Genomic DNA, 26,752 nt, shown 5'->3' with positions numbered 1-26,752 from the left:
GGGTTCTTAGAATCACCCCATTCTATGAAACGCGCCTTCACCCTTCTGGCCCTGCTGGCCTGCTTCTCGTCCGGGGGTGTCCTTGCGACCACCACGCCGGTTGTTCCACCCGCTGCCCAGCCTGCCCCCACCGCCTCGGGCGCGCAGCAGTTCACGCTCAAGAACGGCATGCAGCTCATCGTGCAGCCCGACCGGCGCGCGCCCACTGCGGTGCACATGGTCTGGGTGCGCGTAGGCTCCATGGATGAGGTGGACGGCGTGACCGGCGTGGCCCACGTGCTGGAGCACATGCTGTTCAAGGGCACCAAGACGCTGCCGCCGGGCGAGTTCTCGCGCCGTGTGGCGGCCCTGGGCGGACGCGAAAACGCCTTCACCAGCCGCGACTACACGGGCTACTACCAGCAGATTCCGTCCAACCGGCTCGAAGATGTGATGAAGCTTGAATCGGACCGGTTTGCCAACAGCCACTGGCCTGACGAAGAGTTCAAGAAAGAGATCGAAGTCGTCAAGGAAGAGCGCCGCCTGCGCACCGAAGACCAGCCCCGTGCCATGCTGGCCGAGCAGCTCTTTGCCACCACTTTCATTGCGTCGCCTTACCGCCGCCCCATCGTGGGGTGGATGAGCGACCTGGACGCCATGACGCCCGAGGACGTGCGCGCCTTCTACCGCCAGTGGTACACGCCCACCAACGCCGCCGTGGTGGTGGCTGGCGATGTGGACGTAGCCAAAGTGCGTGCCCTGGCCGAGAAGTACTACGGCAGCCTGCCGGCCCACGCATTGCCCGCGCGCAAGCCCCGCACCGAGCCCGAGCAGAAAGGCCTGCGCCGCATCGCCGTCAAGGCCCCGGCCGAGCAGGCCTATGTGGCGTTGGCCTTTCGTGCGCCCAGCTTGCAGCGGGTGGAGAACCTCACCGACGCGGACCGCGACGCACTGGCGCTGATGGTGCTGTCGGCCGTTTTCAACGGCTACGACGGCGCGCGGCTGGACCGCGCCCTGACCCAGGGCGACAACCGTGTGGCCGACAGCGCCAGCAGCGGCGCGATGGTGACGGGGCGCGGGCCCAGCCTGTTCATGTTGAGTGGCGTGCCTGCGGCCGGCAAGACCGCCCAGCAGGTGGAAGACGCGCTGCGCGCCGAGGTGACCCGGGTGGCGAACGAGGGCGTGAGCGAGGCCGAGCTGAACCGCGTGAAGACCCAATGGATCGCCTCCACCGTGTATGAGCGCGACTCGGTGATGAGCCAGGCGCAGGAGCTGGGCGGCAACTGGGTGCAGGGCTTTCCGCTGGATGCCAACGAGCGCCTGCTGGCCCTGCTGCGCACCGTGACACCGGCGCAGGTGCAGGCCGTTGCCGCCAAGTATTTTGGTGACGACCAGCTCACCGTGGCCACGCTGCTGCCCCAGCCGCTGGACGCCCCCCGGCCCCCCCGCGCGCAGCCCGCGCCCGGTGCGGCCCGCCACTGAACCGAACCTGTCTTGCGCAGTCCCCTATTTGTCATGAATACTATTAAAAAGATAGCTGCTCGCGCTTTGCTGATAAGCGCTGGAGTGGTTTTTTACTCAAATTCTGCCTGGGCGTTGCTGCCCATTCAGCACTGGACGGAGCCGAGCGGCGCCAAGGTGTACCTGGTCGAAAGCCCCGTGATCCCCATGGTGGACGTGCAGATCGACTTTGACGGCGGCACGCGCCGCGACCCGGCGGGCCAGTCGGGCCTAGCCAGCGCGGTGGCCAACATGGCCAGCAAGGGCGTGAAGGCGCTGGGCGACGAGCCCGCGCTGGACGAAAACGGCCTGGGCGAGGCCTGGGCCGACCTGGGCGCCAGCTTTGAGGCCGCGGCCGACAACGACCGACTGCAATATTCGCTGCGGTCGCTGACCGACCCGCCGCTGCTCGACAAGGCCGCCCGCCTGGCCGCGCGCCAGATCGGCGAGCCCAGCTTTCCGGCCGACGTGTGGCAGCGCGACCGCGCGCGCTGGAGCGCCAGCATCAAGGAATCGCTGACCCGCCCCTCCACCGTCGCGGCCCACGCGTTTGGCACGGCCGTGTACGGCAGCCACCCGTACGGCGTGCGCACCACCGAAGAGACCCTGGCCCGCATCAGCGTGGCCGACATGCAGGCCTTCCACAGCCAGCACATCGGCGCCTGCCGCGCCAAGGTCAGCATCGTGGGCGCCGTGTCGCGACCGCAGGCGCAGACGCTGGTGGCCACATTGCTGTCGCGCCTGCCCGCCACCACCGGCTGCGCGCCGCTGCCGCCCGTGAGCGAGATCGATGCGCTCTCGGCACCTGCCGAGCGGAACATCCCCTTCGCCTCGGCCCAGGCCCATGTGCTCATCGGCCAGCCCGGCTTTCAGCGCAAGGACCCGGACTTCCTCGCGCTGCTGGTGGGCAACCACATTCTGGGCGGCGGCGGGTTCGTGTCACGCCTGACCAATGAGGTACGCGAGAAGCGTGGCCTGTCGTACAGCGTGTACAGCTACTTTGCGGCGGGCCTGCACGCTGGCGCCTTCACCGTGGGCCTGCAGACGCGGCCCGACCAGGCGGCGCAGGCCGTGCAGGTCTCGCGCGACGTGATCGCCCGCTTTGTGGCCGAAGGCCCCACCGAGGCCGAGCTGCGCGCCGCCAAGGACAACCTCATCGGCGGCTTTGCGCTGCGCATAGACAGCAACAAAAAGCTGCTGGGCAACGTGGCCAACATCGCCTGGAACGACCTGCCGCTGGACTACCTGGACCAGTGGACGAAGAAGGTCGAAGCCCTGACGGTGGCTGACGTGCGCCGCGCCATGGCCAAAAAGCTGCAGCCCGACCGCATGGTGACCGTGGTAGTGGGGGGCAAGCAGCCATGAGCCGGTCGAGCCTGCGCGGCAGCGCCATCACGGCCGAAATCCGCAAGGCGCAGGCGGCGGCAGCGGCACCCCCCGTGGCGCCCAAAAAGGGCGCCAAGGACAAACCCGCCGCCGCAGCAGCCCCCAAGGGCGCGGGCGAAATCCGCATCATCGGCGGGCAGTGGAAGCGTACCCGCCTGCCCGTGGCCCAGCGCCCCGGCCTGCGCCCCACGCCCGACCGCGTGCGCGAAACCCTGTTCAACTGGCTGGGACAAGACCTTGCGGGCTGGCGCTGCCTGGACGCGTTTGCGGGTACGGGCGCGCTGGGGCTGGAGGCCGCGTCGCGCGGCGCGGCATCGGTGCAGCTGGTGGAAAGCGACGCCGCCTTGGTTGCCCAGCTGCAGGTGCTGCAGGCCAAGCTGAAGGCGAGCGCCGTGCGCATCCAGCGCGGCGACGGCGTGGCCGCGCTGAAGCAGGCCGCACCCGCCAGCCTGGACCTGGTGCTGATCGATCCGCCGTTTGACGGCGACCTGTTTGCCCCCGCCTTGCACGCCGCTGCCAAGGCCGTGACGGCGGAGGGTTTCATCTACCTTGAGGCACCCCGCGCCTGGGCAGACGCGGAATTGGCCGAAACCGGTCTCGTGCTGTACCGGCACCTGAAGGCTGGCGCGGTGCACGCGCACCTGCTGAAGCGCGGCTGACCCCAGGCGGCGGCTTCCCACGCCACGCCGGGCGCCCTCTTGGACTGGGAGATTTTTGAATGAAAAGTGCTCTAGCGCTTATCAAGAAAGCGCTGATAGCTATTGTTTTTATAGCTATCTGAGCTAGCAGATCGGGCTGCGCATCACCGTGCGGCTGCGTCTTCAGAGACCACCATGAGCCGCAGCGCGCCACCCTCCAGCGTGTAAATCAAGGTGTAGCGCCCGGGCGCCAGCGTGGCTTGCCCACCGGGGAAGGCGGTGTCGGTCACGTGCGTCAGCTGGCGCTGGCCGATCTGGATGCGCGTCTTGCGGTAGTGGGCCAGCACGGGTGGCAGTGCATGCCAGCGGCTGGTGTCGCCCGGCCGCAGCGGGCCCAGGTCCACATCCGTGCCCTGTTGCGGCAGGCCTTGCCAGACGTGGGTGAAAGCCTCGGTACTGTCGTTGCGCACGCGCAGCCACACCTTGCCATCACCCGGGGCCTGGGCGAGCGCCCATGTGGCGGGCACGGCCAGGGCCAGCCAGGGCAATGCGCGCACCACCTGGCGGCGCATCATGGCGAGTCCTTCAGGCTGTCCAGGTCGTCGCCCAGCTTGCACACGCGGGCGCGGCGGCGCTCCAGTGCAGCGCCGCCCACATTCAGCGCGGCCGAGCTGCCCTGGTCGGCAAACAGCGCCATGTCCCACTGGTGCTGGGCGGCATCAAACGCCAGCCATGCGCGCTGCGCGGCGCGCAGGGTGTCGCGCCGCGCGGGGCCGGCGGCCTTCAGTGCCTGGGCGTAGATGCGGTTGAGCTCCTTGTCCCACGCAGCGTAGGCGGCAGACTGGGCGTCGAGCAGGTCCGCCGTCACGCCGCCGCTGCGCTCGGCCGCGGCGGCCAGGGTTTTGTCGATGGGATGGGCCGTGGCGCGGCCGCAGAAATGTTCGGCGGCATGGGCTTGTCCGGCCAGGGCCCAGGCCACAAGCAGGGCTGCGGCTGCGGTGGGTTGTGGGAAGGTCGTCATGCGGGTTTTCGTCATCGGTTGAGAGGGGCTGCGACAGGTGGGCGGGCGGGGCTCAACGGCTCGCCACCATGGCCATCACCACCGTCGCGGCAAAGGCCAGCGCCACCCACGCGGCCACGGCGATGAGCGCGCCCAGCACCACACACACGGCCACATGCCAGTCGCGCGCCAGGCCCCACCCGGTCAAGCTGCGCGCCAGCACCAGGCTGCCAGCCCACAGCAAGGCCAGCGCCAGCGCCATGCCGGCCAGGAAGACGCCGCCGCGCTGGCCGTCCATGCCGTTGCTGCCGATCAGCGCGCCAAACATCCAGGCAGCGGCCAGCAGCAGGTTGGCGCCGCCGGCCAGCAGCATCGATCCGGTAGGGGGAGACATGTGATGCAGGCCTCCGGCTTACTCGGTGATGCTGTAGCTCAGCACGTCCAGCGACTGCGTGTCCTTGGGGTTCCACGACAGGCCGGCCGCGCGCGCGATCACGGTGTAGGTCTTGCCCGGCTCCAGTTTGCCGCCAGGCTGCAGGGCGGCGGTCCGCGGGTCCACGTAGAGCATCGTGGTCAGGCCTTCGGTGCTGCGCATCAGCACGGGCTGCATGCCGTTTTTGACCTTGGCGTCGTTGACCCAGGCGGCCTTGTTGCCGGCGGGTGGGTTCACGCTTTCCACCGTGCCCGACAGGCGCACGATCTTGCGCCACACCTTGCTTTGCTTGGGGTCGGTAACCTTGCCGTTTTCCGCGGCGTCGGCCTTTTGGATGTCGCCCAGCGACTGGTAGGCGATGGTCCAGTCGGCGTGGCGGGTGTCGCGGCGGATGTGGTCGGCCGCCAGCATCAGGTTTTCGGTCCAGGTGCCGCAGGCATTCTTTTTCTTGCACAGCGCCCAGGCGGTGTTCATCCAGCGCTTGAGCTGCTCGGTCTTGTCGTGGCTGCCCATCTCCAGCGCCACGCCAGAGCCCAGCACCGCGGCGGCCTGGTTCTGCTCGGGCGCCACCACCAGCACGGCGCCGTTGCCCACGTCCAGCTTGCCCACGCGCAGTTGGCGCAGCATGGCGTGCGCATAGTCCTCGGCGCTTTTACCGTCCAGGTCCTTCACCAGCAGGGTGACGATCTCCACGCCCGTGGCCTGCGCGTGTTCGTACATCTGCTTTTCAAACTGCGCGCGGATGGCCGGGTCCAGGATGCCGAACTCGTCGTAGATGAACTGTGTGCCCTTGGACGGGATGGCGGCCACATCGGCCTTGGGCAGGGTTTCGGCAGCGGCAGCAGTCAGGGCCGGGGCTGGCGCCTTGGCCGCAGGGGCGGTTGGCGTGGGGGTTGGCGCAGCCGTGGGTGCCGGGGCCTTGGCCACCGGTGTGGCAGGTGTCTGTGCTGGCGATGGCGCAGCGGGCGCTGCCGCCGCTGTGCGCACCGGCAGCCCGCCGGAGCACTGTGGCCCGCCGCCCTGCAGTTCGCAGGCTTCCTTCCAGCCTGCCTCGATGGCGGCCAGGCGCTTTCTGCGGCCGGGGTGGGTTTCGCCGTCCTTCTCGGGGATCAGCGTGGCGATGGCGCGCTGGGCGTCGGCCAGCGGCGCGCCCATCTTGTAGAGCACAAAGCCGCTGAATTTGTCGGACTCCAGCTCGATGGGCGGCTGGCTGCCGCCGGGCACGATGGTGTGGCCCGAGAGGTGGTGCCCGATCTCGTGCGCCATGATGCTCACGGGCGCCCAGTTGTTGGACTTGGTGGCCTCAATCACCTGGCCCATGAAGGCGGGGTTGTAGGCAATCACGCGGCGCGGCACCTGGTCGGGGCCCTGCATGATCACGGCGGCTGCGTTGGGCACCTTGCCCTCCACCACCACAAAGTTGGCGGGCAGGCCGGTGTATTTCATGATCTCGGCCACCACCTGCTTGCCGGTGCCGCCGCCCTTGGACAGGTCGGGCGGCGAGAACGCCAACGGGCTGCCGTCGTACGAGCAGGCCTGCAGCGTGGCGGCCAGCTCGGCCACCAGCTGGGCCTTGCTGGGCTTGGCGGTGGCGGCGGTCTTCTGGGCCATGGCCAGGCCTCCGGCGGCCAGGCCGATGAGCGCGCAGCAGGCCAGCGTGACGGGGCGCAGCGGGAGGGGAGAGCGAAGGTTCTTCATGGGCAGGGGCCTTTCATGCGGCGTTCAAAGCGATTGCGAAGAGAAAAAAGAGGGGTCAGGCGACCAGTGCAGCTACCCGCAGCACGCGCTGGGCCAGTTCGGCTTGGCCCCGCGTGCCGGTCTTGGCGTACAGGCTGGCCAGTTGCGATCGCACCGTGGGCATCTTCACCTGGCGGTTGTCGGCCATTTCGCGCGGCGTCATGCCCTGCAGCAGCAGGGGCAGCAGGGCCGCTTCGGCGGGCGTCAGGCCATACAGCGCGCTGCACACCGACACCGTGGCGCCCGCGTGCGGAGGCGTTTCGGGCACCAGGACAAACTGGGCCAGCGGCTCGCCAGCTGCCTGGCCCGCGCCAGCCCCGCGCAGCGGTGCGGCCAGCGCCACCAGCGTGGCGGGTGCTCCTGCGTGCTGGGGCTGCAGGCGGGCGGAGACGGGAATCTGGGTGGTCAGGCTGGCACCCAGCAGCGGCACCAGCGCGGGGTGGATTTGGCCCAGCTGCTGCGGCTGTCGCGCCTGCCAGCCCTGGGCGCCGCGCAGCAGGATGCGGCAGGCGTCTTCAATGCCCAGCCAGGCGCGGGCGTTTTCGTTCAGGTAGCGCACGTCGCCGCGGCGGTTGACGTGCATCACGCCCAGGGGCAGCTGGTCTAGCGTGCGCTCCAGGGCGGTGGTGTGGCGCTGGGCCTGCTGCAGGCGGCGCTGTGCGCGCATGAGGCCGCGTACCCACGGTGTGGCGGCACGCAGGCGGGCGAATTGTTCGCGTGTGAACTCGCTCTGGCCCAGGTCGTTGTACATCGCCAGCACGTGCATGCCGACCTCGGGTGATGCCTCCACGATGCTGTTGACCATGGCGTCGATGCCCAGGGGGAGGAGGTAGTCGGCATAAAACGCGCCCTTGCGCAGCGCGGCCGTTCCCACCAGTTGCTGGCTTAGCGATCCGCCGCGCGACAGCGCCGCGTCCTGCTGCCGCTCCAGAGCCGCACTCCAGGCGTCGCAGCCCTGTATCAACTGAGCGTAGCGCGCCAGAAAATCGTCGGGCATGCCCCACTGGTAGGCGGCCAGCGGGTCATCCGAGCCGGGCAGGGGGCAGAACAGCACCACCTTGTTGCTGCCCAGCGCCTCGCCCAGGCGGCGCAGCAGGCGCTCCACCATGCCGGGCTCGCCCAGGGCCTCCAGGCTTTCGGCCATCAGGGCGTCAAATCCGGGAATGCCCAGGTGCTGGGGGGCGGTCACTGGACCAGTCAAATGGGGCTCCTCGCTGCGCGTGTTGAACTGCGGCGGATCGTAGGGGCCTTGCCGCCCCGGCAGCATCATTCAGGTGAAGGATGTGGCGGGCCGCCGACAAGGTTCTGTGAACTGGTTCACGGTTCAGCCGGCCATCTGCCACAGCACCAGCTCCACCACCGCGCGCGCATACAACTGGGTGGCTTGCCACTTGAGGCCCGCAAACAGCGCACCGGCCAACAGCAGCCACCCCGCGTCGCGGCGCAGGTCGAGCAGGAAGAACTGCCGCTGCGCCAACATGAACATCAGCGTCTGCAGCGCCGTCATGTACCAGGGCGACCACTGCTTGTGCCACTTGAGGAGCCCCGGCGAATGCGCCACTACCAACGGCAGCTGGTTCAACATCTGCAGCGCGATGAACACAGCCTGGCAGTACAGAGCCAGCGCCAGCAGCTCGGCCATGTTGTAGCCCCGGCGCCGAAAGACCAGCCAGGTGCTGGCAAACGCGGCCGCCGCCCCCAGCGAGAACGACCATTTCGAATACCCAGTGACCAGCGCATACATGCGTTGCGCGGCCTCGCTGGGCAGATCGGGCCGCAGGTACTCCGTGTGCCCGAGCACGATCAGCAAAAAGCCGATGCACAGGAACAGCAGCGTGAGCGGGTGCGGGTGCTCCTTGCGCTGGCCCAGCACATATTCGCGCGCCATGGTGCCTGGCTGCGGCAGCACGCGCAGCGCGTTGCGGATGGCTGCCCACTCAAACCACCGAAAGCGCGCCCAGGCTTCCTTGCGCACGGTGCTGCCGCCCATGCGCGCGGCTTTCTTCTGCCCACATTGCGCGCAGAAAGGGCCGGAGAGCACGGCGCCGCAGTTCAGGCAGTGAGGGGTGTCGAACAGGGCGTCGCTGATGGCGGCGGGCGCCGGCTGTATGGCGGGAGGCGGGGCGGAGGTCACAAAGAGAGGAGCGGCGCACGAGCGGGCCATCAAGCAGTCCAGCGGGCTGCGGATGGTAGGCCGCCCGCGGCCCGTTGCCATCGTTCAGGTGAACGATGCAGCGCTCGGCAGCAGAGCGCCGTGCGGAAAGTGATTGCTATATTTGTAATAGCTGCTAGCGAATGCTGGATAAGCGCTGGAGGCCAAAATACCTACATTTCGTTGCGGCGACGCACCGCCACCAAGCCCCAGCCCGCTGCCAGCAGCGACATCACGATCAGACCCCATTCGCTCAGGGTGGGGATGGCGGTGGCGCTGCCGGCGGTCGCTGGGGAGTTCACCGTTAGCGTGCAGGTGGCCGTGGGCGGGTTCAATGGCCTGGGCCCCACCAGGTACAACCAGGTGTTCGGCTGGGCCGGGTCATCGGGCTGTCGGACGTTGCCGCCGCAATTGCCTTGGACGGTGGCGCCGGGCGCTGACGGCGGAGGCGTAATGGCACAGGTTTGCTCGGCGGAGGGGATCGGGAAATCAGTGCAGGTAATGGTGAACGCGCCGGGTGGATTGCTGACGGTATTGACGGTGGCCCATTGGGCTTGGGCGCTTGCTGCTGACAACATGGTGCATGCGACGGCAAGCAGGCGGATAGGGCGGTGATGACGATTCATAGTTGCTGGATTCAAAATAGAGTGGAATTTGCAGCCCGCTTATGCGAACAGCGACACGCAGGCGAATGTAGAAAGCCAGCGTCCCGTTGCACATCCGCTACCTGAAGGAACCCAGCGTTGGCGCAACATCGTTCAGATGGACGATGACGGGGAAGGTGGAGGCACCTACGATCCGCGCCTTTTTTATTGAAGAAAGGATTCGTTTGCACCACGCTCTGGGTGATCTACTGGGCTCCGTGGCCGACGATGCGCGCTGGAGCGATGCGCTGGCCCGCTATGCGGCCAGCTTCCGCGCCGACCTGCTGGGCGGTGCCTTTCTGGCGCGCGACCTGGACCAGCTCGCGCAGTGGGGGGCGGAGTTTGCCGCACACCCCTCGGTGGACTACTGGCTGCAGTCGCCGTCCAGCGACGGCGCGCCTGCGCTGCTGGCCATGGGCGTCACGCAGGAAGCCGCGCAGCGCTACGCCACGCACTACCGCCTGCAAGACCCGCTGTGGGACGACGCCATGGCGCAGCGCGCGCGCCTGGGTGCGGCACCGGGCAACTGGGTGGCCACGGACGCTCCGGCGCAAGCCACCCGCGGCTTTCGGCGCACCGAGATCTACAGCGACTTCCTGCGTGAATACGGCATTGGCACGCGCATGTTTGGCGGCAGCCAGGGCGCGTCGCACCCGGTCGGCAACCTGTTCATGTCGGTCTACCGCCAGGGCGACGACGAGGGCTTTGCGCCCGAGGAAGTGGCGCGCTTTCAGGCCGAATTTGGCGGCGTGCAGCGCGCGGCCTTCCTGCACCGTGAAATGGTGGCGCTGCGGGCGCGCACCCAGGGGGTGGAGGCGCTGATGGAGCAGCTGCCCGTGGGCCTGCTGTTCTTTGACACTGCGGGCCGGCTGCTGCACGCCAATGCCCGTGCGCGGGCGCTGAGCACGCGCCCCCAAAGCGCCGCCTTGCGCACCCTGCTGCACGCGCCGGTGCTGGCCAGCACGGCCGATTCGGCGCTGCGCGCGCTGTTCCAGCAGTCGCTGGCGGGGCGCAGCGGCTGCGTGGAACTGACCGGCGGGCTTCTGCTGGTGACCCTGCCCGTGAGCGAACTTGCCGCGCTGGGCGTGCACCAGCGCGCACCGGGCGTGGCCTGGGCGGTGCTGGAGCGCAGCCTGGGCGCCGAATCCGCCGTGGCGCTGGCCCGCCAGGCCTACCGCTTGAGCCCCACTGAGGCCGACCTGCTGCTGGCCTTGATGCGCGGCCAGACCCCGCAGGATTTTGCCGACGCGCGCGGCTCGCGCATCACCACCGTGCGTACGCAGCTGAGCGCGCTGCTGGCCAAGACGCGTACCCAGCGCCAGCAGGATTTGGTGGCGCTGGTGGCGCGGCTCATGCTGCTGGCGCCGGGGCAGGTGCCGGATGGGGCCGCGCCGTCGTCTTTGCTGCAGGGCATCCCCCTGGTCTGAGGCCCCAGACGGCCGTCGGCCAGCCGCACCGGGTTCATGTTGCAGTGCACTGCATAATGCGCCCCACGCGGTCCGGCGGGGCTCCCGCGGGGCCGCGACCCTGCTTCAGTCCCCGGGCCACCGTCCATTCGCCATAGAGGAGACAACCAGCCATGGCCCAGAACGTGCTCGCCGTGTACCCCGGAACCTTTGACCCCATCACCCTGGGGCATGAAGACGTGGTGCGCAGGGCCACCCAGTTGTTCGAACGCGTGATCGTGGCCGTGGCGGCGGGCCACCACAAGAAGACCCTGTTCTCGCTGGAAGAGCGCATCGACATGGTGCGCGAGGCGGTCAAGAACTACCCGCAGGTGCAGGTCGAAAGCTTCTCGGGCCTGCTGCGCGACTTTGTTGTGTCGCGCGGCGGCAAGGCCATGGTCCGCGGCCTGCGCGCCGTGACCGACTTTGATTACGAGTTTCAGCTGGCGGGCATGAACCGCAGCCTGATGCCGCAGGTGGAGACCGTTTTCCTCACCCCCAGCGACAAGTACCAGTTCATCAGCAGCACCTTTGTGCGTGAGATCGCCGTGCTGGGCGGCGAGGTGACCAAGTTCGTCTCGCCCTCGGTGGAAGCGCGGCTGGCCGCCAAGGTGCGCAGCCTCACGCCGCCCTGAAAATATCAGTCAAATATGCCTCTAGCGCTTTCTGCATAGGCGCTGAAAGCTATCAAAATTATAGTGCTGGTCCACTGACAGTCTGCTGGCCCGGCTCATCGCGGCGCTGACAGGGCCTGTTCCACCTGGCGCGCTACCTCGGCTGCCTGCTGCTGCAGCGCCTGCAGCATGGGTGCCGCCTCGGGCAGGGGCGGGCGGTACAGCGGCAGCAGCGCCGCCACACTGAACGGTATGGAGAACGCCAGCCGACGCAGCACCAGCCGGTGGCTGGCCGCCGCAGCCAGCGCCGTCACGGGGTTGACGATGGCCAAACCCAGGCCCTGTTCCACCATGGCACACACGGCGGTGGCGCTATGCGTTTCGACCCGCAGGGCGCGCGCAATACCCGCTTGGGCAAACCGCGCGTCGATAAGGCGGCGATAAGGGTCGTCGGCCGAGAGGCTGACGAAGGCGTGGTCGGCAAAGTCCGTAAGGTCCAGCACGGCTTGGCTGGCGAGCGGGTGGTCGGACGGCAGCACGGCCACCTCGTCCAGCGTCAGCAGCACCTCGGCCCGCGTGCCCGGCGGGGCGGTGGCCTGCTCGCACAGGCCCAGGTCAAAGCGCTGGGCGCTCATCCACTCTTCCAGCAGCGGCGATTCCTGCGGGGTAATGGACAGGCGCGCGTGGAGGTGCTCCCGCATCAGCCGGGCCGCCGCACCCGGCAGCAGCGCATGCGCCAGGGCCGGCAGGCACAGCACTGACAGCTGCACCGCATCCGACCGCCCCAGCGCCACGGCCCGGTCCACCACGCGCTCCAGCCCCTGCCAGGAGCGCTGCACCTCGTCCCACAGCGCCAGCGCCCGCGCGTTGGGGCGCAGGCGGCCCTGCACGCGCTCGAACAGCGCATAGCCCAGCAGCGATTCGAGCCGCGCCAGCTCGCGGCTCACCGTGGGCTGCGAGCTGTGCAGCAGGTCGGCCGCACCGGTGGCGCTGCCGGCGGTCATCACGGCCCGGAAGACCTCGATATGGCGGTGGGTGATGCGGTGGGTGAGGGGGGGCTCGGTCATGCCAGTCATGCGCAGAGCATATCAATACTGAATGGGTGGCGTAAATCAAAGCATTCGACTGAATACATGGGTGGCGGCATCATCCGCGAATCGTTCACGCCTTCTGCCTTCGGAGCCTCCCCATGTCCAACCCCTTCTCCCCCGCCCAGCTTTGGGCCTTGGCCGACCAGTTTGGCACCCCGCTGTGGGTGTATGACGCGGCCACCATTCGCCAGCGCATTGCGCAGGTGTCCAATTTCGAGACCATCCGCTTTGCGCAGAAGGCCTGCTCCAACATCCACATCCTCAAGCTCATGCGCGAGCAGGGCGTAAAGGTGGATGCGGTCTCGCGCGGCGAGATCCTGCGTGCGCTGGCGGCAGGTTATGTGGCGGGGGGCGAGCCGTCGGAGATCGTCTTCACCGCCGACCTGTTCGACGCCGCCACGCTCGACTGCGTGGTGGAGCACGGCGTGCCGGTCAACGCAGGCTCCATCGACATGCTGCACCAGCTGGGCGCGCGCTCCCCCGGCCACGCGGTGTGGCTCCGCATCAATCCGGGCTTTGGCCATGGCCACAGCAACAAGACCAACACCGGCGGCGAGCACAGCAAGCACGGCATCTGGCACACCGACCTGCCCGCGGCGCTGGCCGCCATTGCGCAGCACGGCCTGAAGCTGGTGGGCCTGCACATGCACATCGGCTCGGGCGTGGACTACAGCCACCTGGCCGAGGTCTGCGGCGCGATGGTGGGCCTGGTGCGCACTGCCCATGCGGCAGGGCATGACCTGCAGGCGATTTCGGCGGGCGGCGGCCTGTCCATCCCCTACCGCAGCGGCGACCCGGTGGTGGATACGCAGCATTACCACGGCCTGTGGGACGCCGCGCGCCAGCAGGCCGAGGCCATCGTGGGCCACCCACTGGGCCTGGAGATCGAGCCCGGCCGTTTCCTGGTGGCCGAATCGGGCGTGCTGCTGGGCCAGGTGCGCGCCACCAAGAACGCGGGCAGCAACCACTTTGTGCTCGTCGATACCGGCTTCAACGAACTCATGCGCCCGTCCATGTACGGCAGCTACCACGCCATGAGCGTGCTGCGCCGCGATGGCGCCCAGGCGGCCGAGCAGCCCAGCGTGGTGGCGGGCCCGCTTTGCGAATCGGGCGACGTGTTCACCCAGGGTGACGGCGGTGTGGTGCTGCCGCGCGACCTGCCTGCCGCACAGGTGGGTGATCTGCTGGTCATTCACGACACGGGCGCGTACGGCGCCAGCATGTCCTCCAACTACAACACGCGCCCCCTGATTGCCGAGGTGCTGGTGGACGGTGGCCAGGCCCGCCTGATCCGCCGCCGCCAGACGGTGGACGAACTGCTGGCGCTGGAGCAGGTGTAGGCGGGCGCTGGGCCGACAACCGGTAGGCAGGGGACTACGGGCAGGCGCAGCGCTGGCGCACAGGGGCACGCCGGGGGCGGGGATAAGGTGGAGTCACTTGCTTATCCCATTCACCTTTTTCAGGAGATCACCATGCCCATCATCTTGTGGCTTCTCGGCGTACCCCTCTCGGTTGTTCTGTTGCTCATGCTGTTCGGCGTGTTCTGATCTCGCGGCAGGCCATCGCAGCCTGCAGCAACACGCACAAAAACGCCACAGGGCGCCTCCGTCAGACGGGGCGCCCTGTGGCGTTTTTGCGGGTGTCAACGTGAGACTACGGCAGCTCGGAAGCCGGCCCCCGGCCCATCAGTTGCGCCACCGCAGCTGCCGGGGTGAGCTCGCCGTCGAGCAGCGCCACCACGGCGCGGGTGATGGGCATGTCCACCCCCAGTACCGAAGCGCGCTGCGCCACCGTGCGAGCGCTGTACACCCCCTCAGCCACGTGGCCGAGCGACTGCACGGCCTGCTGCAGCGTCTGCCCCTGCGCCAGCAGCAGCCCCACGCGCCGGTTGCGCGACAGGTCGCCTGTGGCCGTAAGCACCAAATCGCCCAGGCCCGACAGGCCCATAAAAGTGTCAGGCCGCGCACCCAGGGCTACGCCCAGGCGCGTCATCTCGGCCAATCCCCGGGTGATGAGCGCGGCGCGGGCATTGAGCCCCAGCGCCAGCCCGTCGCACAAACCGGTGGCGATGGCCAGCACGTTTTTTACGGCGCCGCCCACTTCCACGCCCACGATGTCCTCGTTCGCGTACACGCGCACGCTGGGGCTGTGGAAGGCGCGCACCAGCGCGTCGCGCACGGCTGCATGGGGACTCGCTGCCACCAACGCGGTGGGCTGGCCCGTGGCCACCTCCTGCGCAAAGCTGGGGCCGCTGAACACGCCAGCTATCAAATCGGGAGCTGCCAGCGCTTGCACCTCATGCGCCATCAGCCCAAAAGTGCCCAGATCCGCGTCGGGCGGCACCGCCTCGAAACCCTTGCACAGCCACGCCACGGGGGCGGTGCAGCCGGCCAGCGCCCGCAGCATGTCGCGCAGCGCCGCCATGGGCGTCGCGACGATAACCAAGTCGGCCCCTGGCAGCAGCGCGTGAAAGTCGCCGTCGGCCACGGCAAGAGAAGCAGGGAAAGCAATGCCCGGCAGATACCGGGTGTTCTCCGCCTGGCTGCGCATGACCTGGGCCTGGGCCGCGTCGCGCGCCCATAAAGTGACGGCGTGGCCGGCGGGGTGCTGGGCCGCACTCATGGCCAGCGCCGAGCCCCAGGCACCGGCTCCTAATACTATGATTTTCATAGCTGCTAGCGCTTGTGTATAAAGCGCTAGAGGCCAAAAAGGCCTCAAGCCGCGCTGGAAGATTTATTGCGTGATGATCGGCGAGGCCTGGCCCGCCGCCGCAGCTTGCTGCTGCTCGTACATGCCCTGGAAGTTGATTTCTGCCAGGTGCACGGGCGGGAAGCCAGCGCGGTTGATGATGTCGGCCACGTTGCCGCGCAGATACGGGTACACGATCTGTGGGCAGGCGATGCCCATGATGGGGCCCATCTGGTCTTCAGGCACGTTGCGGATCTCGAAGATGCCTGCCTGCTTGGCTTCGACCAGGAACACGGTCTTGTCCTTGATCTTGGTCTGCACGGTGGCCGTGACGGCCACTTCAAAGATGCCTTCGGCGACGGGGGTGGCTTCAACACCCAGCTGGATGTCGACGCTGGGCTGCTCTTGCTCGAGCAAGATGGCGGGGGAGTTGGGCTGCTCCAGCGACATGTCCTTGAGGTAGACGCGCTGGATCTGGAAGACGGGGTTTTCTTGGTCGGCCATGGTGATGAAGTCTCTTTGCTCTTACAGAATTGCTAGCAAAACAAAACCCGCCGGGGATCAGCTCCCGCAGCGGGCACATGGGGCTGCATTATGCAGCGCCCGAAGGTGCGCTCAGGCAGCGCCCAGCAAGGGCATCAGCTCGCCGCGGCTGTCCAATGCCACCAGATCGTCATGACCGCCCACGTGGGTGTCGCCGATGTAGATCTGCGGCACCGTGCGGCGGCCGGTGATCTCCATCATGTGGCTGCGCGCTGCGGGGTCGGTGTCGATGCGGATCTCCTCGATCTGCTCCACGCCCTTGGACTTGAGGATCTGCTTGGCCCGGATGCAGTAGGGGCAGACGGCGGTGGTGTACATCTTGACGGCTTGCATGGCGAGGTCCTTCCTGAAGCGTGGAGAGTGAATATCTGAGGCAGATGGGGGCGGTTTAGGCTTTTTCCACAGGCAGGCTGGCTTCGCGCCAGGCTTTCAGTCCGCCGGCCATGGCCTGGGCGTTGTCGTAGCCCAGTTTTTTGGCAATGCCCACGGCCCGGTTGGCGCGGGCGCCGCTCGCGCACACCAGAATCAGCGGCAGTGCCTTGTTCTTGACCACCGAAGGCAGGCGTTCTTCCAGTTGGCCCAGGGGTACATTCTTGGCGCCGCCCACGTGGCCAGCGGCAAATTCCTCAGTCTCACAGACATCAATGACCACAGCCTTCTCTCGGTTGATGAGCTGCACGGCCCCCGCAGGCGAGAGCGAGCCGCCACTGGCGTTCTTGAGCACCGGCCACAGCAGCATGCTGCCCGAGGCCAGTGCAACGATGAACAGATACCAGTTGTCGATAATGAATTTCACAAAGATTCCTTGGGTTGGCGAACTGCGTAATTTTAGAATGCTTGATTTTGCCCCCGCCCTGCCATGTACAAACTTGTCCTGATCCGCCACGGCGAATCCACCTGGAATCTTGAAAACCGCTTCACCGGCTGGACCGACGTCGATCTGACCCCCACCGGCGTTTCGCAGGCCATGTCGGCGGGCAAGCTGCTCAAGGCCGAGGGCTACGAGTTCGACCTGGCGTTCACCAGCGTGCTCAAGCGTGCCGTCCACACCCTGTGGTACGCGCTGGACGAAATGGATTGCACTTGGCTGCCTGTGGTGAAGGACTGGCGCCTGAATGAACGCCACTACGGTGCCCTGCAGGGGCTGAACAAGGCCGACATGGCCAAGCAGTATGGCGACGAGCAGGTGCTGGTCTGGCGCCGCAGCTACGACACCCCGCCGCCCGCGCTGGAAGCCACCGACCCCCGCAGCGAGCGCAGCGACCGCCGCTATGCCGGCCTGCCCGAGGGCAGCGTGCCGCTGACCGAGTGCCTGAAGGACACCGTGGCGCGTGTGCTGCCTTTCTGGAACGAGGCCATGGCGCCCGCTATCCGCTCGGGCAAGCGCGTGGTGGTGGCGGCGCACGGCAACTCCATTCGCGCGCTGGTGAAGTACCTCGACAACATCTCCGAATCCGACATCGTGGGCCTGAACATTCCCAACGGGATTCCACTGGTATACGAGCTGGACGCCAACCTCAAGCCCATCCGCCACTACTATTTGGGCGACGCCGAGGCGGCGGCCAAGGCCGCAGCTGCGGTGGCGTCGCAGGGCAAGGCGTAAAGCGCACGTAAAGGCGGGGAAACCCCGGCTTATCTCCACGCAAAACTGAGTGCCCGCGCGGAACTGCGGCGGGCTCGGCCAATCCTAGTGCCTGTCCGCCTTGATGTTTCTACGAAGGCGGCGCGGGGGCTGCGGGTGTATATTGATTAAAGCGGGAAAAGGTGTTGTATGGGCCACAAACTCAAAATTGCGGGGTGGGTATCGGTGGGCGTGGTCGCCGGTGCGCTGACGACGGTGTCGCTGCAGACGGTGGCACGCGGGGCCATGACGCCGCTGCCGCTCGAAGAAATCCAGCAGCTGTCTGCGGTGTTCGGCTTGGTCAAGACCGACTACGTGGAACCGGTCGATGACAAAAAGCTCATCACCGACGCCATCACCGGCATGGTGGCGAGCCTGGATCCGCATTCCCAGTATTTCGACAAGAAGTCATTCAAGGAATTCCGCGAGGGCACGTCTGGCCGTTTTGTGGGCGTGGGCATCGAGATCACTCAGGAAGACGGCCTGATCAAGGTTGTTTCGCCCATCGAAGGCTCGCCTGCCTTCCGCGCGGGTCTCAAAACCAACGACCTGATCACCAAAATCGATGAGACGGCAGTGAAGGGCCTGGCGCTGAACGAGGCCGTCAAGCGCATGCGCGGCGAGCCCAACACCAAGGTCACGCTCACGATCTTCCGCAAGGACGAGGGTCGTACGTTCCCGGTCACGATCACGCGCGAGGAAATCAAGACCCAGTCCGTGAAGGGCAAGGTGGTGGAACCCGGCTACGCGTGGATTCGCTTGTCCCAGTTCCAGGAGCGCACGGTGGACGACTTTGTGCGCAAGGTCGAAGAGGTCTACAAGCAGGAACCCAACCTCAAGGGCCTGGTGCTGGACCTGCGCAACGACCCGGGCGGCCTGCTGGACGCCGCCGTTGCCATCTCCGCCGCCTTCCTGCCCGAGAACGTGACCGTGGTCACCACCAACGGCCAGCTGCCCGACAGCAAGGCCACGTACAAGGCCTCGCCCGACTTCTACCAGCGCCGCGGCGGCGGAGATCCGCTGCGCCGCCTGCCGGCCGCCCTCAAGACCGTGCCGCTGGTGGTACTGGTCAACGAAGGCTCGGCCTCGGCCAGCGAAATCGTGGCCGGTGCGCTGCAGGACCACAAGCGCGCCACCGTCATGGGCAGCCAGACGTTCGGCAAGGGCTCGGTACAAACCGTGCGTCCGCTGGGGCCGGACACCGGCATCAAGCTGACCACGGCGCGCTACTACACCCCCAGCGGCAAATCCATCCAGGCCAAGGGCATCGTGCCCGACGTGATGATCGACGAGTCGGAAGAGGGGAACATCTTTGCAGCGCTGCGCATGCGCGAGGCCGACCTCGAAAAGCACCTGGGCAGCGGCCAGGGCGAGGAAAAGAAGGACGAAGCCCGTGAAAAGGCGCGCGAGGAAGCCCGCAAGCGCATGGAAGAAGAGGCCAAGAAGCCCGCAGCCGACCGCAAGATGCCCGAGTTCGGCTCGGACAAGGACTTCCAGCTCGCGCAGGCGCTCAACCAGCTCAAGGGTCGTCCTGTGCTCATCAGCAAGACACTGACCGAGCGCAAGGACGAAAAGAAAGAGAATTGAGCGTTTCGCGCACCCTCTGACCCCAGGCCGGATTTCTAGCGAATCCGGCCTTTTTTACGTCCCCTTTCTTCTTTTTTGCTTCGTGAGTTTTTTCGCCCTATGACCGACGACCAGCTCTTGCGATATTCCCGCCACATCCTGCTCGACGAGGTGGGCATTGAAGGGCAGGAGCGCGTGCTGGCCGCCCATGCACTGATCATTGGCGCAGGCGGGCTGGGTTCGCCTGCGGCCCTGTATTTGGCGTCGGCTGGCGTGGGGCGTATTACGCTGGTGGACGACGACGTGGTGGATCTCACCAACCTCCAGCGCCAAATTGCACACACCACCGAGCGCGTCGGCCTGCCCAAGGTGCAGTCGGCAGCGCAGGCGATGGCTGCCATCAACCCCGATGTGCAGGTGGCGGCGGTGCAAGCGCGGGCGGATGCCGCTGCACTGGAAGGTTTGGTTCCGGCGGCGACCGTGGTGCTGGACTGCAGCGACAACTACGCCACGCGCCAGGCCGTCAACGCGGCATGCGTGCGCCATGGTGTCCCGCTGGTCGCGGGGGCGGTGATCCGGTTTGACGGGCAGATCACCGTCGTGGATACGCGCGATACCCACTCGCCGTGTTACGCCTGCATCTTCGCGCCCGAGGCGGATTTTGAAGAAGTGCGTTGCTCCACCATGGGGGTTTTTGCACCGCTGGTGGGTGTGGTGGGCGCAGTACAGGCGGCCGAAGCGCTCAAGCTCATCATCGGGGTCGGGCCGTCCCTCGCCGGGCGCCTGTTGATGCTGGACGGACGCTCCATGGAATGGAGCACCATGCGCCTGCAGCGCGTGCCACACTGCAGTGTCTGCGCGGGTATGTCAGGGTAGGAGTTTTCCTACATCCCCAGCCTGTGGCCGCTGGCAGAATCCTCCGAGGGGAAAGCCTAAATTTACGGTTCGAACCGCGCGCCCCGCAACGTTCGCCAATGTGGACCTGTCTGTGAAACTGCGCACCTATATCGTTGAAGACAACGCGACCATCCGCGAGAACCTCATCGGGACGCTGGAAGAGTTGGCGTCGGTGGAGGCCGTGGGTGTGGCGGAAACGGAAGACGAGGGCAAGGATTGGCTGAGTTCGCACGGCGACCAGTGGGACCTTGCCATCGTGGATCTGTTCTTGCGCCAGGGCAGTGGCCTGGGCGTTCTTGCGGCATGCCGGTCTCGGCGGCCCGGTCAGAAGATGGTCGTGCTGAGCAACTACGCCACTCCCGATGTGCGGATGCGCTGTGCCCAGCTCGGCGTGGACGCGGTGTTCGACAAATCCAACGAAATCGACGCGCTGGTGGACTATTGCATCCAGCACAGTACAAGCCCCGGCGCCATGGAGCCTGTGGCGCAGCACCCCCTGTCAGCGGCCGGCCCCTCCGCCTGACCCTCTCTACCCGCGCACCGTCCCACGGGCCGGGCTCACCGTTGGCAACTCCCACCCCTTCTGAGCAGGCTCGCCCAGATCTCGCTTGCACAGATGGAGGCCGAGCTTCATGCCACAGGCAAAGAGTTTTTTGACCGAGCCGGGAGGACGGGCTGAAACGGCTCCGACCAGAGCGCAACGCGCAACCATGACGCGGGCCATGGCGAGCATTGGCAACAATGATGAGCCCGCCCGTAATTTTTGCGCGCAGGGCGGGCTCGGGTCCGAGAGGCAGAGCCCCTCAGGCCAACCCAGCCTATCAGTCGATCAGACGGTTTTTGAGCGCGTAGTAGGTGAGGTCGCTGTTGGACGACAGGCTCATCTTCTCCATCAGGCGCGTGCGGTAGGTGCTCACGGTCTTCACGCTCAGCGAAAGCGACTTGGCGATGTCGCCTGCCGTTTCACCCTTGGCGAGTTTAAGGAACACCTGGAACTCGCGTTCGGACAGCTGCTCGTGCGGCGGGGCATCGTCCTTGCGGTTGAGCTGCTGGGCCAGCAGCTCGGCCACGGCGGGCGTGAGGTAGCGGCGGCCAAGGGCGATGGTGCGGATCGCTTCCACGATTTCTGCGGGATCGCATTCCTTGTTGAGGTAACCGCTGGCACCCTGGCGAATGAGGTTGATGGCGTAGTGTTCCTCGGGGTATCCGCTCAGGATCAGGATGCCCATGTCGGGCGCCTTGGCGCGCAGCATGGCCAGTGCATCGAGGCCGCTTTGGCCCGGCATGGAAAGGTCCATCACCAGCACATCGATTTCCTTGTTGCGCACCAGGTCAATGGCTTCACGGCCGTTGCCCGCTTCACCTTCTACACGCAGGTCCACATGCTCCGACAGGAACTGCCGCAGCCCGGAACGAACAATTGCGTGGTCATCCACAATGCCAATCTTGATCATTGATCTTTCTTTCAAGGGAGCGGCGGGGCCACTCCGGTGCATGTTGATTTCAACGGGGGGTCGGCATGGTCATCATCGGTCGATGCCACTACCAGCTGATCGGCCATTATCCAGAATATGCGAATGAACCTCAAAGAAAACACCCGACGGTGGCTGCCGAAGGTCCGAAAGATGGCGCTGAGCCTGCCCATGGCGCTGCTCGCGGCCATGGTTTTGGTGGGCATCAACGAGACGGGGCACATGCGCTCGCAGGACGCGGTGGAGCTCATGGCGCAAGGCCAAGCCACGCGCACCGCCGTCAACACCCTGCTGCAGAGCATGCTCGACGCAGAGACCGGCCAGCGCGGCTACCTGCTCACTGGTGACGAAAGCTACCTGGAGCCCTATGACAAGGCGGTGGGCTCGGTGCAAACCAACCTCGACAGGCTGCGCGCACAGTTCATGTCGTCCCCCGCGGACATGCAGGAGTTCGCGCTGCTGTCGCGCCAGATATCGCGCAAGCTGGCGGAGATGGAACTGAGCCTGCGCCTGCGCCGCCAGGGTAACGAAGATGCCTGGAAGTTCATCCTGCACACCGATGTGGGCAAGGAACACATGCAGGCCATCCGAAAGCACGCTCAAGAGCTGATTGCACGCAGCGATGTGCGCGTGGAGCAGGGCAAGGAGCAGATCGAGCAATCGCTCATGCTGTCGCGCATCGGCATTGCAACCGTCACGGCCATCGGGCTGCTGGCGTTCTACATGTACCTGCGGCAGGCGCAGGCGCTGCAGGCCGTCAACCAGCGCGAGCAGGAACTGCTGGAGCGCGAGCGCGACCGCTTGGAGGGCCTGGTGCGCAACCGCACCGCCACGCTGACCGAACTGGCAACCCACTTGCAGGATGTGCGGGAGGAAGAGCGGGGCCACCTGGCGCGAGAACTGCACGACGAACTGGGCGCCTTGCTCACTGCCGCCAAGCTCGACGTGGCGCGGCTCAAGTCCAAGATTGATGCCACGGCGCCTGACGTGGGCGAGCGACTCAAGCACCTGACCGAAACACTCAACAGCGGGATTGCGCTCAAGCGGCGCATCATCGAGGACCTGCGCCCGTCGTCGCTGGCCAACCTGGGGCTGACCGCCGCCATTGAGATCCTCACGCGCGAGTTTGCGGACCGCGCCGGCATTGAGGTGGAAACCAGCCTGGAGGCCGTGAAGCTGCCTGATGCCATGCAACTCACCGTGTACCGCATGGTGCAAGAGGCGCTCACCAACATCGGCAAATACGCGCAGGCCAAAAAGGTGCTGGTGTCGGTGCATGGCTATCCCACCCACGTGGCCGTGCAGGTGCGCGACGACGGCGTGGGCTTTGACCCTACCACGGTGCGGCCGACCTCGCACGGCCTGTCGGGCATGCGCCACCGCGTGGAAGCAGCGGGCGGCCGCCTAGTGCTCACATCACGGCCCGGAGAGGGCACGCTTCTGTCGGCCGTGCTGCCGCTGCAGCGCGGAACGAGCGATCTTCCCAAGATCGCAGGCCGCACAGCCGGCTGACTGCCGCGGGCCTCAGGCCCGATGGCTGGTCCGCTCTGCCGGGGCCGGCCTCCAACGTTGGGAGACCTCGTCCCGTCGTCCATTCCTGTGGCCAACGATTTGGTGCCGCAGCAGGTGGGCGCCGTCCTACGCTGGCGGCGCAATGCTGCCGACAAGGGAGCGCGCCAGCTACCGGCAGCCGCCACGAACGCACTTGCCTACAGTCATCTCCAGGCGTTGAACTTCTCTCGCCAACCCACCAGCCCACACAGTGGCCCCGATAGAAGGAGATAGTAGAAATGTTGCACTACGCAGTGGTTTTTCTGGTTATTGCGCTCATCGCAGCCCTGTTCGGTTTTGGTGGCATAGCCGCCGGTGCCGTGGGCATCGCCAAGATCCTTTTCTTCGTTTTCGTGATCATGGCCGTGGTGACCTTTGTGCTGGGCCTTCTGAAGAGGCGCTGACGTTCCGAGACCCGTTCGACAACGGCGCTTCGGCGTCGAATCCCTCAACCCCGCATCCCAAGGAGTTTTTCCATGAGCATCCAGACCGCCACCGACAAAGTTGCCAACAGTGCCCGCAACCTGAGCGACGACGTGCTGCAAAGCGCAGAAGACGCGGTGAAGTCCACCCGCAGCGCCGCCAACAACACGCTGGACCGCGCTGAAGAAGGCGTGCGCTCCCTGCGCAGTCACACTGACCCCGCCATTGACGACCTGGCAGCCCGCGCCCAGGAGCTTGCCACCAAGGGCATCGACTACTGCGCCGAGGCGAGCGCCCGTGCGCGCCGTCAGATGATGGAAGCTGCGGATGCCACCGGCAAGTACGTAGCGGAGCAGCCGGGCAAGTCCATCGTGATTGCAGCCGCATCCGGTGCCCTGCTGGCCACGCTGGTGATGTGGATGTCGCGCCGTCACCAACATACCGCCTACTGAACGTAGACCCAGCTACACAGAACTCGAATTCCTGATCCGCCGGTCGCGGAGGGTGCAACAGACCGGCAGATTTGATGCTTTTCAGCACCCGCGTTTCCAACCCACTGAACCAAAGGACAACACCATGAAACACGTTCGCGCTCTCGCATTTGCCGCATTGGCCGGCGCCACCATCATCACCGCCACGGGCTGCTCGGTTGCCCGCGAGCAGCAGACGGTGGGCGCCTATGTGGACGACGCAGGCATCACCACTGCCGTGAAGGCCAAGATGGCGGAAGACAAGAGTGTGTCCGCGACCTCCATCAGCGTCGAAACGCTGAACGGTACGGTCCAGCTGTCCGGCTTTGCCAAGTCGCAAGCCGAGAAGAACCAGGCTGAAAACATCGCCCGCAACACCAAGAACGTCCGCGAAGTGCGCAACAGCATTGTTGTGCGTCCCTGACCGTCGCGGTTGAGCCTTCGCGCTACGGCGCAGGTTCCCATGCAACACTGGCAGACCTGGGGCATCGTCCCAGGTCTGCCTTTTGTTGTCTGCCTGACCAACACGCCCGCCACGTACTCATTCAAACCATGCGCATCTTCAATTGCGACCACTGCGGTCACCTGGTTTTTTTTGACAGCGTGCAATGCCTGCACTGCGGCCACATGCTGGCCTTTCTGCCTGACGTGCTGGCCATGTCGGCGTTGGCCCGCGTGGCACCACAACCGGAGGAGGCTGCTGCGGCGCCCGAGCCGTCCGCTGCATCAGAGCCGGACACCACCCCACCTGAAGCGCCGCCCACGCTGTGGCGTCGCGTGGGCCCCAAAGAGGGGGGAGGAAAGGCTGGCAGCAGCGGCAAGTACTACCGCATGTGCCGCAACCACACCGAATACCAAGCCTGCAACTTTGCGGTGCCGGCGGACGAGCCCGACATGTTGTGCGTGTCGTGCCGGCAGACGCGGATCCTGCCGGACCTTTCGGAGGCGGCCAACATGGGGCGCTGGATGCAGATCGAGGCCGCCAAGCGGCGCCTGTTCTACACGCTGGCCCGCCTGGGCCTGGAGCCCGCCCCAGGGCGCAGCGGCCCGGTGTTCGAATTTCTGGCCGAGTTGCCCGGCGGGCCGCCCGTACTCACCGGGCACAACGAAGGCACCATCACGCTCAATGTGGCCGAGGCCGACGACGATGAACGCGCCCGCCGCCGCATTGCGCTGCGCGAGCCATACCGCACCCTCATCGGTCATTTGCGCCATGAGTCCGGCCACTTCTATTGGGATCAGCTCATTCGCGATGGCGGCCGGCTGGAGGACTTTCGCGCCGTGTTTGGCGACGAGCGCGAGGACTACGCTGCGGCGCTGGAGGCCCACTACGCCAAAGGCAATGACACTGGGGACTGGGCGGAGCACCATGTCAGCGCGTATGCCGCCGCGCACCCCTGGGAAGACTGGGCCGAAACCTGGGCGCACTACCTGCACATGATCGACTTGCTGGAAACCGCAGCGAGCTACGGCACACAGGTCACTGTGCCGGGCATCTTTGGCCCACAGCGCAGCGCCGCGGTGGACCCCTTTGCCCAGCCTGTGCCCGACTTTGACACCATGCTGCGGAACCTGGTGCCGCTGACGCTGCTGCTCAACAGCCTCACGCGCAGCTTGGGGCAGTCCGACGCCTACCCGTTTGCCCTGATCGGTGAAGCGCCGGCCAAGCTGCGGTTTGTTCACGACGTGGTCCGCGACGCCGTCAGCCGCCCCGCCGCGCCACGCCCAGCGCCGGTGCCTGCGCCCACATCGGCGGGTATTGCCCCCGGATCGGCTTCTTCACCTGCGCCAGTTGTCAAAGGGGTTGACAAAAACAGTAGCAAGAAACCATTGCTGGGCAAGCGCTAGCGCCTGTTTTATAGGATTTTTTTGCTGGCGGCGACTGTGTGCGCATGCAGCAGTCGACGCCATGGTCAATTGCGTCGGGCGGGCTCCGCCGGCTCCACCGTCACGCCCACCTGCAGCACATGGCGGTCGCCGCCGTGGATCACGCCGCGCAGCGGCGAGACGTCTGAAAAATCCCGACCGATGGCCAAGGTCACATAGTCTTCACCCGCTGCGCGGTTGTTGGTCGGGTCCAGATCAAACCACTCGGGTGCATTGCCCCCGCCATCTCTATCCCCCTCTGCCTTCAGCGACGGCGACCACACCGACACCCAGGCGTGGGACGCATCGGCCCCCACCAGCCGGGGTTGGCCGGGTGGGGGCTCTGTCAGCAGGTAGCCGCTGACATAGCGTGCGGCCAAGCCCATGCTGCGCAGGCAGCCGATCATCACGTGCGCAAAGTCCTGGCACACGCCGCGGCGCAGGCGCAGCGACTCCAGCGCGGGCGTGCCCGCATCGGTGAGATGGGCGGTGTAGGCAAAGTCGGCATGGATGCGTGCCATCAACTCGCGTGCCGCGTCCATCAGTGGGCGACCGAGTACAAAACTGTCGCGCGCATAGTCCACAAAGTCGGCATGCCGGGGAATGTAGGGCGACGCAAAGCCAAACTCTGCCGCCGGGTGGTAAGGCATGCCGCGCTGGTACCCCAGACGCTCGCGCACGGCTTCCCACGGTGCGCCTGGCGGGGCCGGAGGCCGGGCTGAGGTTTCTAGCAAGGTCTCTGCACGCACCCGCAACCGCTCGTGGGTGAAGGGCAGCAACAGGAACGCGCGCCCGTTGCCAAACACGTCCTGGCCGGTAATGCATTGCGACGGAGTGGGGTCCACCTGCAGCGTGTGCGCCAGCACCTGCTGCCCCCCCGCCGACCGCGGCCGCAGATGCGCCAGGTGCTGGGCGTTCTGCACCGCTGGGGTGTACTGGTACACCGTTTCGTGGATGACGCGCAGTCTCATGGAAATCTATTCTTTGGCATAGGAGGCAGCGTGCGAGACAGGCGCGAGCTGATGCGAGGGCTGCG

At 66.5% G+C, this 26,752-nt stretch carries 29 protein-coding genes; 15 read left to right on the top strand and 14 right to left on the bottom strand.

Going from position 1 to position 26,752, the window contains the following annotated elements:
* The first annotated feature begins 24 nt into the window (after positions 1-24).
* From ACK4HJ_RS00875 to rsmD, 3 genes are read left to right on the top strand one after another with little or no spacing between them, the layout of a single operon-like run.
* Positions 25-1,461, top strand: coding sequence for a M16 family metallopeptidase (locus tag ACK4HJ_RS00875; RefSeq protein ID WP_409826836.1), 1,437 nt, complete (start codon positions 25-27; stop codon positions 1,459-1,461).
* Between the two features lie 33 nt (positions 1,462-1,494).
* Positions 1,495-2,844, top strand: coding sequence for a M16 family metallopeptidase (locus ACK4HJ_RS00870; protein ID WP_409826834.1), 1,350 nt, complete (start codon positions 1,495-1,497; stop codon positions 2,842-2,844).
* Complete coding sequence (gene rsmD, locus ACK4HJ_RS00865; RefSeq protein WP_409826832.1) at positions 2,841-3,524, top strand: 16S rRNA (guanine(966)-N(2))-methyltransferase RsmD; 684 nt, start codon at positions 2,841-2,843, stop codon at positions 3,522-3,524. Before ACK4HJ_RS00870 ends, rsmD begins: the two co-directional genes overlap by 4 nt.
* Positions 3,525-3,667: 143 nt before the next feature.
* Here the strand turns inward: rsmD and ACK4HJ_RS00860 are convergent, their stop codons facing one another.
* The 7 genes from ACK4HJ_RS00860 to ACK4HJ_RS00830 all read right to left on the bottom strand — a co-directional run bounded on the left by ACK4HJ_RS00860 (position 3,668) and on the right by ACK4HJ_RS00830 (position 9,403).
* Positions 3,668-4,078: a hypothetical protein gene (locus tag ACK4HJ_RS00860; RefSeq protein ID WP_409826830.1), complete on the bottom strand. Its 411-nt coding sequence runs from the start codon at positions 4,076-4,078 to the stop codon at positions 3,668-3,670.
* Positions 4,075-4,524, bottom strand: coding sequence for a lysozyme inhibitor LprI family protein (locus ACK4HJ_RS00855; RefSeq protein WP_409826828.1), 450 nt, complete (start codon positions 4,522-4,524; stop codon positions 4,075-4,077). The genes ACK4HJ_RS00860 and ACK4HJ_RS00855 overlap by 4 nt, the downstream gene beginning before the upstream one ends.
* A gap of 52 nt (positions 4,525-4,576) precedes the next feature.
* Positions 4,577-4,897, bottom strand: a complete 321-nt coding sequence (locus ACK4HJ_RS00850; protein WP_409826826.1) for a hypothetical protein — start codon at positions 4,895-4,897, stop codon at positions 4,577-4,579.
* A gap of 18 nt (positions 4,898-4,915) precedes the next feature.
* A complete protein-coding gene (locus ACK4HJ_RS00845) occupies positions 4,916-6,634 on the bottom strand; it encodes a TPM domain-containing protein (RefSeq protein ID WP_409826824.1) in 1,719 nt (572 codons plus the stop codon).
* Between the two features lie 55 nt (positions 6,635-6,689).
* Complete coding sequence (locus ACK4HJ_RS00840; RefSeq protein ID WP_409826822.1) at positions 6,690-7,862, bottom strand: hypothetical protein; 1,173 nt, start codon at positions 7,860-7,862, stop codon at positions 6,690-6,692.
* 135 nt (positions 7,863-7,997) lie between these two features.
* On the bottom strand, positions 7,998-8,807 hold the full coding sequence (locus tag ACK4HJ_RS00835; RefSeq protein ID WP_409826820.1) for a DUF3667 domain-containing protein: 810 nt from the start codon (positions 8,805-8,807) through the stop codon (positions 7,998-8,000).
* Positions 8,808-8,998: 191 nt separating this feature from the next.
* Complete coding sequence (locus ACK4HJ_RS00830) at positions 8,999-9,403, bottom strand: IPTL-CTERM sorting domain-containing protein (protein WP_409826818.1); 405 nt, start codon at positions 9,401-9,403, stop codon at positions 8,999-9,001.
* 251 nt (positions 9,404-9,654) lie between these two features.
* Here ACK4HJ_RS00830 and ACK4HJ_RS00825 point away from each other — a divergent pair, with 251 nt between their 5' ends.
* Positions 9,655-10,896, top strand: a complete 1,242-nt coding sequence (locus ACK4HJ_RS00825; protein WP_409826816.1) for a helix-turn-helix transcriptional regulator — start codon at positions 9,655-9,657, stop codon at positions 10,894-10,896.
* Between the two features lie 152 nt (positions 10,897-11,048).
* The gene (gene coaD, locus ACK4HJ_RS00820) at positions 11,049-11,549 is read left to right on the top strand and encodes a pantetheine-phosphate adenylyltransferase (protein WP_409826814.1); all 501 of its coding nucleotides are present in this window, start codon (positions 11,049-11,051) and stop codon (positions 11,547-11,549) included.
* A 95-nt stretch (positions 11,550-11,644) separates the two neighbouring features.
* Here the strand turns inward: coaD and ACK4HJ_RS00815 are convergent, their stop codons facing one another.
* The gene (locus ACK4HJ_RS00815) at positions 11,645-12,595 is read right to left on the bottom strand and encodes a LysR family transcriptional regulator (protein ID WP_409826812.1); all 951 of its coding nucleotides are present in this window, start codon (positions 12,593-12,595) and stop codon (positions 11,645-11,647) included.
* Between the two features lie 122 nt (positions 12,596-12,717).
* Between ACK4HJ_RS00815 and lysA the strand changes: the two genes are divergently transcribed.
* Positions 12,718-13,959 (top strand): diaminopimelate decarboxylase, encoded by a 1,242-nt coding sequence (gene lysA, locus ACK4HJ_RS00810; RefSeq protein WP_409826810.1) that lies wholly within the window; start codon positions 12,718-12,720, stop codon positions 13,957-13,959.
* Between the two features lie 313 nt (positions 13,960-14,272).
* Here lysA and ACK4HJ_RS00805 read toward each other — a convergent pair whose 3' ends face one another.
* From ACK4HJ_RS00805 to ACK4HJ_RS00790, 4 genes are all read right to left on the bottom strand, one after another.
* Entirely contained in the window at positions 14,273-15,289 is a 1,017-nt protein-coding gene (locus ACK4HJ_RS00805; RefSeq protein WP_409826809.1) for an NAD(P)H-dependent glycerol-3-phosphate dehydrogenase, read from the bottom strand.
* Positions 15,290-15,352: 63 nt separating this feature from the next.
* Positions 15,353-15,811, bottom strand: a complete 459-nt coding sequence (gene secB, locus ACK4HJ_RS00800) for a protein-export chaperone SecB (RefSeq protein ID WP_409826807.1) — start codon at positions 15,809-15,811, stop codon at positions 15,353-15,355.
* A 111-nt stretch (positions 15,812-15,922) separates the two neighbouring features.
* The gene (grxC, locus tag ACK4HJ_RS00795; RefSeq protein WP_409826805.1) at positions 15,923-16,183 is read right to left on the bottom strand and encodes a glutaredoxin 3; all 261 of its coding nucleotides are present in this window, start codon (positions 16,181-16,183) and stop codon (positions 15,923-15,925) included.
* 55 nt (positions 16,184-16,238) lie between these two features.
* Positions 16,239-16,646, bottom strand: coding sequence for a rhodanese-like domain-containing protein (locus ACK4HJ_RS00790; RefSeq protein WP_409826803.1), 408 nt, complete (start codon positions 16,644-16,646; stop codon positions 16,239-16,241).
* Between the two features lie 63 nt (positions 16,647-16,709).
* Between ACK4HJ_RS00790 and gpmA the strand changes: the two genes are divergently transcribed.
* The 4 genes from gpmA to ACK4HJ_RS00770 all read left to right on the top strand — a co-directional run bounded on the left by gpmA (position 16,710) and on the right by ACK4HJ_RS00770 (position 20,457).
* Positions 16,710-17,453 carry a 2,3-diphosphoglycerate-dependent phosphoglycerate mutase gene (gene gpmA / locus ACK4HJ_RS00785; RefSeq protein ID WP_409826801.1) on the top strand — a complete coding sequence of 248 codons (744 nt, stop codon included), beginning with the start codon at positions 16,710-16,712 and terminating at the stop codon, positions 17,451-17,453.
* Between the two features lie 168 nt (positions 17,454-17,621).
* Positions 17,622-19,058 carry a S41 family peptidase gene (locus tag ACK4HJ_RS00780; protein ID WP_409826799.1) on the top strand — a complete coding sequence of 479 codons (1,437 nt, stop codon included), beginning with the start codon at positions 17,622-17,624 and terminating at the stop codon, positions 19,056-19,058.
* A gap of 99 nt (positions 19,059-19,157) precedes the next feature.
* On the top strand, positions 19,158-19,913 hold the full coding sequence (locus ACK4HJ_RS00775) for a HesA/MoeB/ThiF family protein (protein WP_409826797.1): 756 nt from the start codon (positions 19,158-19,160) through the stop codon (positions 19,911-19,913).
* A 112-nt stretch (positions 19,914-20,025) separates the two neighbouring features.
* Positions 20,026-20,457 carry a response regulator gene (locus tag ACK4HJ_RS00770; protein WP_409826795.1) on the top strand — a complete coding sequence of 144 codons (432 nt, stop codon included), beginning with the start codon at positions 20,026-20,028 and terminating at the stop codon, positions 20,455-20,457.
* A 298-nt stretch (positions 20,458-20,755) separates the two neighbouring features.
* Here the strand turns inward: ACK4HJ_RS00770 and ACK4HJ_RS00765 are convergent, their stop codons facing one another.
* Positions 20,756-21,388: a response regulator gene (locus ACK4HJ_RS00765; protein ID WP_409826793.1), complete on the bottom strand. Its 633-nt coding sequence runs from the start codon at positions 21,386-21,388 to the stop codon at positions 20,756-20,758.
* A 123-nt stretch (positions 21,389-21,511) separates the two neighbouring features.
* Between ACK4HJ_RS00765 and ACK4HJ_RS00760 the strand changes: the two genes are divergently transcribed.
* The 5 genes from ACK4HJ_RS00760 to ACK4HJ_RS00740 all read left to right on the top strand — a co-directional run bounded on the left by ACK4HJ_RS00760 (position 21,512) and on the right by ACK4HJ_RS00740 (position 25,698).
* Positions 21,512-22,918, top strand: a complete 1,407-nt coding sequence (locus ACK4HJ_RS00760) for a CHASE3 domain-containing protein (protein ID WP_409826791.1) — start codon at positions 21,512-21,514, stop codon at positions 22,916-22,918.
* Between the two features lie 278 nt (positions 22,919-23,196).
* Positions 23,197-23,361 carry a DUF1328 domain-containing protein gene (locus tag ACK4HJ_RS00755; protein WP_409784907.1) on the top strand — a complete coding sequence of 55 codons (165 nt, stop codon included), beginning with the start codon at positions 23,197-23,199 and terminating at the stop codon, positions 23,359-23,361.
* Between the two features lie 72 nt (positions 23,362-23,433).
* Positions 23,434-23,832 carry a YqjD family protein gene (locus ACK4HJ_RS00750; RefSeq protein ID WP_409826789.1) on the top strand — a complete coding sequence of 133 codons (399 nt, stop codon included), beginning with the start codon at positions 23,434-23,436 and terminating at the stop codon, positions 23,830-23,832.
* Between the two features lie 124 nt (positions 23,833-23,956).
* Complete coding sequence (locus tag ACK4HJ_RS00745) at positions 23,957-24,274, top strand: BON domain-containing protein (protein WP_409826788.1); 318 nt, start codon at positions 23,957-23,959, stop codon at positions 24,272-24,274.
* Between the two features lie 128 nt (positions 24,275-24,402).
* Complete coding sequence (locus ACK4HJ_RS00740) at positions 24,403-25,698, top strand: putative zinc-binding metallopeptidase (RefSeq protein WP_409826786.1); 1,296 nt, start codon at positions 24,403-24,405, stop codon at positions 25,696-25,698.
* A 65-nt stretch (positions 25,699-25,763) separates the two neighbouring features.
* On the opposite strand, the gene ACK4HJ_RS00735 is transcribed toward ACK4HJ_RS00740, so the two are convergent.
* On the bottom strand, positions 25,764-26,687 hold the full coding sequence (locus ACK4HJ_RS00735) for a transglutaminase N-terminal domain-containing protein (RefSeq protein ID WP_409826784.1): 924 nt from the start codon (positions 26,685-26,687) through the stop codon (positions 25,764-25,766).
* Positions 26,688-26,752 lie beyond the last annotated feature (65 nt).

It is taken from the genome of Acidovorax sp., from assembly GCF_046294525.1.
GTDB lineage: Bacteria > Pseudomonadota > Gammaproteobacteria > Burkholderiales > Burkholderiaceae_C > Acidovorax.
The sequence above is the reverse complement of the archived record's forward strand: the minus strand, read 5'-3'. Positions and strand labels throughout refer to the sequence as shown.